The organism is Psychrobacillus sp. (assembly GCF_056205495.1).
Genome location: NZ_JBAEAP010000391.1, coordinates 1 through 5,427, shown reverse-complemented (window position 1 = coordinate 5,427; position 5,427 = coordinate 1). Strand labels below are relative to the sequence as shown.

Annotated in this window: 4 protein-coding genes and 1 pseudogene; 2 read left to right on the top strand and 3 right to left on the bottom strand. The window is 40.2% G+C overall.

Annotation, left to right across the window (positions count from 1 at the left end; genetic code table 11):
- Positions 1-68 precede the first annotated feature (68 nt).
- Positions 69-1,913, top strand: coding sequence for an asparagine synthase (glutamine-hydrolyzing) (gene asnB, locus AC06OU_RS11620; protein WP_475855939.1), 1,845 nt, complete (start codon positions 69-71; stop codon positions 1,911-1,913).
- Positions 1,914-1,956: 43 nt separating this feature from the next.
- Here asnB and AC06OU_RS11615 read toward each other — a convergent pair whose 3' ends face one another.
- The 3 genes from AC06OU_RS11615 to dapD all read right to left on the bottom strand — a co-directional run bounded on the left by AC06OU_RS11615 (position 1,957) and on the right by dapD (position 4,890).
- A complete protein-coding gene (locus AC06OU_RS11615) occupies positions 1,957-2,766 on the bottom strand; it encodes a class I SAM-dependent methyltransferase (RefSeq protein ID WP_475855938.1) in 810 nt (269 codons plus the stop codon).
- 271 nt (positions 2,767-3,037) lie between these two features.
- Positions 3,038-4,165, bottom strand: coding sequence for an N-acetyldiaminopimelate deacetylase (locus AC06OU_RS11610; RefSeq protein WP_475855936.1), 1,128 nt, complete (start codon positions 4,163-4,165; stop codon positions 3,038-3,040).
- Between the two features lie 11 nt (positions 4,166-4,176).
- The gene (gene dapD, locus AC06OU_RS11605) at positions 4,177-4,890 is read right to left on the bottom strand and encodes a 2,3,4,5-tetrahydropyridine-2,6-dicarboxylate N-acetyltransferase (RefSeq protein WP_298474190.1); all 714 of its coding nucleotides are present in this window, start codon (positions 4,888-4,890) and stop codon (positions 4,177-4,179) included.
- 336 nt (positions 4,891-5,226) lie between these two features.
- On the opposite strand from dapD, the pseudogene AC06OU_RS11600 reads away from it, so the two are divergent.
- A pseudogene (locus AC06OU_RS11600) lies at positions 5,227-5,427 on the top strand (TAXI family TRAP transporter solute-binding subunit); the annotation flags it as partial.

Genomic DNA, 5,427 nt, shown 5'->3' with positions numbered 1-5,427 from the left:
TTTCTCTCGTCACTTTTACAGTACTTTTTTGCATATACTATGGGGGTGAAAGAAGGGATGCGAATTATATGTGTGGGATAACGGGATGGATTGATTTTAAAAAAGATTTAAGGGGCTATTCCCCTATTGTAGAGAAAATGGCAGAGTGTTTAAAGCAGCGTGGCCCAGACGATCACAATGTATGGAGTTCTGCCCATGCACTCTTTGGCCACCGAAGATTGACTGTAGTTGACCCTATTGGTGGTAAGCAGCCCATGAGCAAAAGCTATCAATCTAGGAACTACACACTTTGCTATAATGGTGAGCTATACAATACAGAGGAGCTTCGAAAAGAATTATTAAGTCGAGGGCATTCGTTCTCCGGTCATTCCGATACGGAGGTATTATTAACCTCTTATATCGAATGGAAGGAACAGTGCATCGATTATTTTAATGGGATTTTTGCATTTGCGATTTGGGACGAAGAAGAACAAAAGGTTTTTATGGCAAGAGACCGCTTAGGGGTAAAACCTTTGTTTTATACAGAAAGAAATGAAGGATTACTCTTCGGATCTGAATTAAAGTCATTGCTTGCACATCCAGATGTCCCAACAGAAATCGACCGTGTTGGTTTATCAGAAATTATTGGGCTAGGGCCTTCTCGTACCCCTGGATTGGGTGTTTATAAAGGGATAATGGAGCTTCGTCCAGCACATGCCTTAATTTTTTCCAAGAATGGACTACGTATATGGAGATATTGGAATGTGGAAAGTAAGGAGCATACCGATAGCTTAGAGGACACGGTGGAGAATGTAAGATTCTTATTTACAGATGCGGTTGAAAGGCAGCTCGTTTCCGATGTGCCTTTATGTACTTTCCTTTCAGGAGGAATAGACTCAAGTGCTATTTCTGCTGTTGCGGCGAATGCCTATAAAAGAGATGGTAAGCCTGCTCTTCATACTTATTCTATTGATTATGAAAACAATAACGTACACTTCAAGGGAAATGAATTTCAGCCTAGCGAGGATTTCCCTTTCATCCAAAAGGTCTCCAGCACTCTTAATACTACCCACCACTTTTCTGTTATTACACAGGATGATTTAGCCCAATTCCTAACGGAGGCAGTCCATGCTCGCGATTTACCTGGAATGGCAGATATCGATTCCTCTCTTTTATGGTTTTGTAAGGAGATCAAAAAGGATTTCACCGTAGGATTATCTGGAGAATGTGCGGATGAAATTTTTGGAGGCTACCCTTGGTTCCATAAGATAGGGAATGCAGAATCAGGCTTTCCTTGGATTCGCTCCAAGCATGAAAGACACTCATTGCTAAATGATAGCTGGCAGAAAAAATTGAACATCCATGAATATGTCCAAAATGCTTACGATGTCAGTGCAGCTGAAACGCCTCAGCTATTTGGAGAATCCTCCTTAGAAGCTGAGCGAAGAGAGCTTTTTTATATGAATATGATTTGGTTTATGACCACTCTGCTAGACCGTAAAGACCGAATGAGCATGGGAGCAAGTTTAGAGGTTCGTGTTCCCTTTGCTGACCACCGGCTTGTAGAGTACGCGTGGAATATTCCGTGGGATTATAAAATGGTTGGAAATCAAGAAAAAGGTATACTTCGCAAGGCTCTAGAGGGAATTCTCCCTAACGAGGTACTTTATCGTAAAAAGAGTCCTTATCCAAAAACGCATAACCCTATTTACGCGGCAAAGATACAGCTTATGCTGAAGGAACAGTTATTAGATAAGAATTCTATCTTACATGAATTATTTACGCCAAGTAGCCTTCACTCTTTAATCGAATCAAATGGAGAGGCTTTTAAAACTCCTTGGTATGGTCAATTGATGACGGGTCCCCAGCTGTTAGCATATTTGGCTCAAATGCATATTTGGTTTAAGGACTATAATGTACAACTCGTTGACTGATCGATAGAGGGCTGGACGTGAATTATAACGTCCATGCTCTTTTTTACTTTTTTACTCCAATGTAGAGCAAGTGAGATGATACCCCTAGCATATAAGGATCCTTGGCTTTTTCAATTAGCAGGTTTATTAGTTTTTCATATTCCTGCTCCCCTTTTTTCTTCCAATAGTCCCAGCTTTCCTTATTCAATGTAGCAGCCACGTTAGAGCCAATCAATTCCAAACTTTGAAATCCGTTTGATTCCATAAAAGGCTTTATCTCATCGATATTATAATAATAGGCTCCTGTAAAACGTCCAGCCTCCTGATGATCAAAGCAGCCAGTTTGATTGAATTGTAAGATGTTATCCATCTCGTCATTTGGTTTCCAGTTCTCTGGGTGTGTCAGAGAGGTCAAAAGATGTTTTACTCTCGGCATAAAGGCAACAAAAACTAGACCATCTTTTTTAGTAACTCTATGTAATTCTTGAATTGCTTTTATCCGATCGGCTTCTTCCTGTATATGATACATTGGTCCAAGCATAAGAGAAGCATCAAACTGCTCATCTTGGATTTTGGATAAGTCTCGTGCATCCGCGACTAGGAAATCAGTGAAGCGACCTTTTAGGTTAAATTCTTCTGCCTTTTCTCTCGCTATTTCCACTAGTTTGGGAGTTAAATCCGTTAGCGTCACATTGTATCCTTCAAGAGCCAGCTTCATCGCATATTTTCCCGGGCCTGCTCCGTTATCAAGGACGTTCCCATTAGGAGGCAGGTACGTACTTATGTAGTGCCAATTCACTTGAAATTCAATCGGTTCCCTTTCCAGTCTCCCCCACTCGTCAAATTGATTGTAATAGCTAATAATATTACTCATAAAACACCAGCTTTCTTAAATATATTTGTTCCTAACTCAAAGGAATTGATTTCTACAAAATTTTATAAAAAAGGACAGAGCATGATAGTCTCTGTCCTTTTTCGTTGTTTAGAAAGTTATGGAATTCTGCACCTGTGGATAAGTTGATGTCTAGCTCCACCGCCTTGCCCCTCGGGTCAAATGGTTAAAAGCTCCGGTGGCTGAGGTACTGCCTCCTCGCTTTTCTCCATTTGCCTGTCGGGGCAGACATAGGCGCTTCCGCTTTTCTTGTTTAATTGCTTGTAAGTGTTCTAAGGTACTGATCTACAAAAGGGACAAGATAGTCTAATAGCTCTTCACTTGGGTTCATCTTTGCATGATGAAGACCAAAAGGAGAATTGACACCAGCCCAAAACAACATACCTGGTATATCCTTTAAAAAATATCCAAAATCCTCACCTGTCATTGCTGCATCACAATGAATGGCATTAGTTGCTTGGTGCTGATTAGCAAAAGCAAGAAAATTATTTGTAATGTCAGGATCGTTATACACCTGATAATAGGATGATCCATAATCAATTTTTACCTCACACTCAAACGCAATTTCAGTAGCATGGCAAAAAGCCTCTATCTTTTCTTTTATTAATGCCATCGTAGTAGCATCCATCGTACGAATCGTTCCTTCAAGACGGGCATGACCTGAAATAATATTTTGTACAGTACCAGACGTAAATTTACCAATAGTTAATACTGCAGGCTTCATTGGGTTAACTGTACGGCTCACGATGGATTGTAACTGTAGCAAAAGAGTTGCTGCTGCGATTGACATATCCCTTGCTTGATGGGGGTAGGCAGCATGCCCTTCCTTCCCTATTAAGTCAATGTAGAGCTCTGACGTATTGGCAAATAGGAGGCCAGGTCGGGTAGCGATCGTCCCAACTGGATACTCCGGTGCTACGTGATAAGCAAATATCTTGTTAGGAACTAGCTCAGGATGCTCTTCCCTTAGCCAGTTCAGCATCGGAAGAGCACCACCTGGACTTTCCTCTGCTGGCTGAAATAAGAACACCATATGATCGTTTATTGGTGAATCTACTATTTTTTCTAGCAAGCCAAGTGCAACAGTCATATGCATATCATGACCACATGCATGCATTTTCCCAGGATGCTCAGAAGAAAATTTAACCTCTGTAGCTTCTGTGATTGGCAGACCATCAATATCAGTTCTCCAGCCAATCGTTTGAGTTGGTTGAAGCCCTTCTACTTTTACGACAATTCCTGTTTTCCAAGTAATAGTCGTTAACCGATCCTGCCGAAGGGACCCGATCTGCTCTAGAAGGTATGCCTGCGTTTTCACTTCTTCAAAGCCAAGCTCCGGTATACGATGCAAATCGCGACGAATATCAAGTAAGGCCTTCATATGTCACCTTCTTAAATTTGACGTAGTTCTTGCATGATTTCTGTTTTCGATTTTGTTTGTGCATCGATATCCTTAATCACTTTTGCAGGGGTACCAGCAACAACTGTATACGGTGGCACATCTTTCGTAACAACTGCTCCAGCTGCAACAACTGCTCCTTTACCAACACGGCATCCCTCTAGGACTACGGCATTCGCACCAATTAATACATCGTCTTCAATAATTACCGGAGTTGCAGAAGGTGGCTCGATAACACCTGCAAGCACTGCTCCAGCTCCGATATGACAATTGTCTCCAACCGTCGCACGGCCACCAAGGATTGCTCCCATGTCGATCATTGTTCCTTTACCTATAACAGCTCCAATATTAATCACTGCACCAAGCATGATAATCGCATTATCCCCAATGCTCACTTGATCACGGATAACAGCCCCTGGTTCAATCCTCGCATTTATCCCTTTTAAGTCTAATAGTGGAATAGCAGAATTTCTGCTCTCATTTTCTACTACTACATCTTCAATTTGATCCTTGTGCTGTTCTAAAGCAGGTTGAATTTCCGACCATTCTCCAAATAGAATAAGAGAATTTCCTTGTCCAAAAACTTTTGTATTTTCCCCAAAAGAAAGTTGATCAATACCATTTCCCTTTATGTATACCTTCACTTGTGTTGATTTCTTTGCGTGTTGAATGTAAGAAATAATCTCATGTGCATCTAACTGTTTCATGTTCTCATTACCTCCTCAAATATGTGCTTATTGTACAGTAATTTTTATTAAAAATCACGAATTTAAATACATTTTGAAATAATTAATTAACTCCATCTATAAATACAAACAAACACACGCACCCAGAATGATTACAGAGAGATTGCAGGTGCCTGGCACCTGCAAACTCTCTGTAATCAAACCTTAAATATCTGAAAATACTGATATTTAGTTGTAAAATTATAGATTAAAAGTATAATATTAATAATCAACTACTTAAAATGACAATTATATTATTGTTTTTAATTTTGAAAACGCTGTCATTAAGATGATAATAATCCTTTGGGGGGAGAGAAAATGAAGAAGAAAAGTTTTAGCATTATTTTGTTTATCACAGTTTTAGCATTGTTTATGGCTGGATGTAGTGGGGGCAAGCCAAATATTGCAATTGGACCACCTGCTAGTGAAACTAACTCTGTTTCTAAGTTAATTTTAGATGCCTATGGAATTACAGAGGATGATTACAAGGCTTATCAGGAGGGATTCGGAGATGCTGCT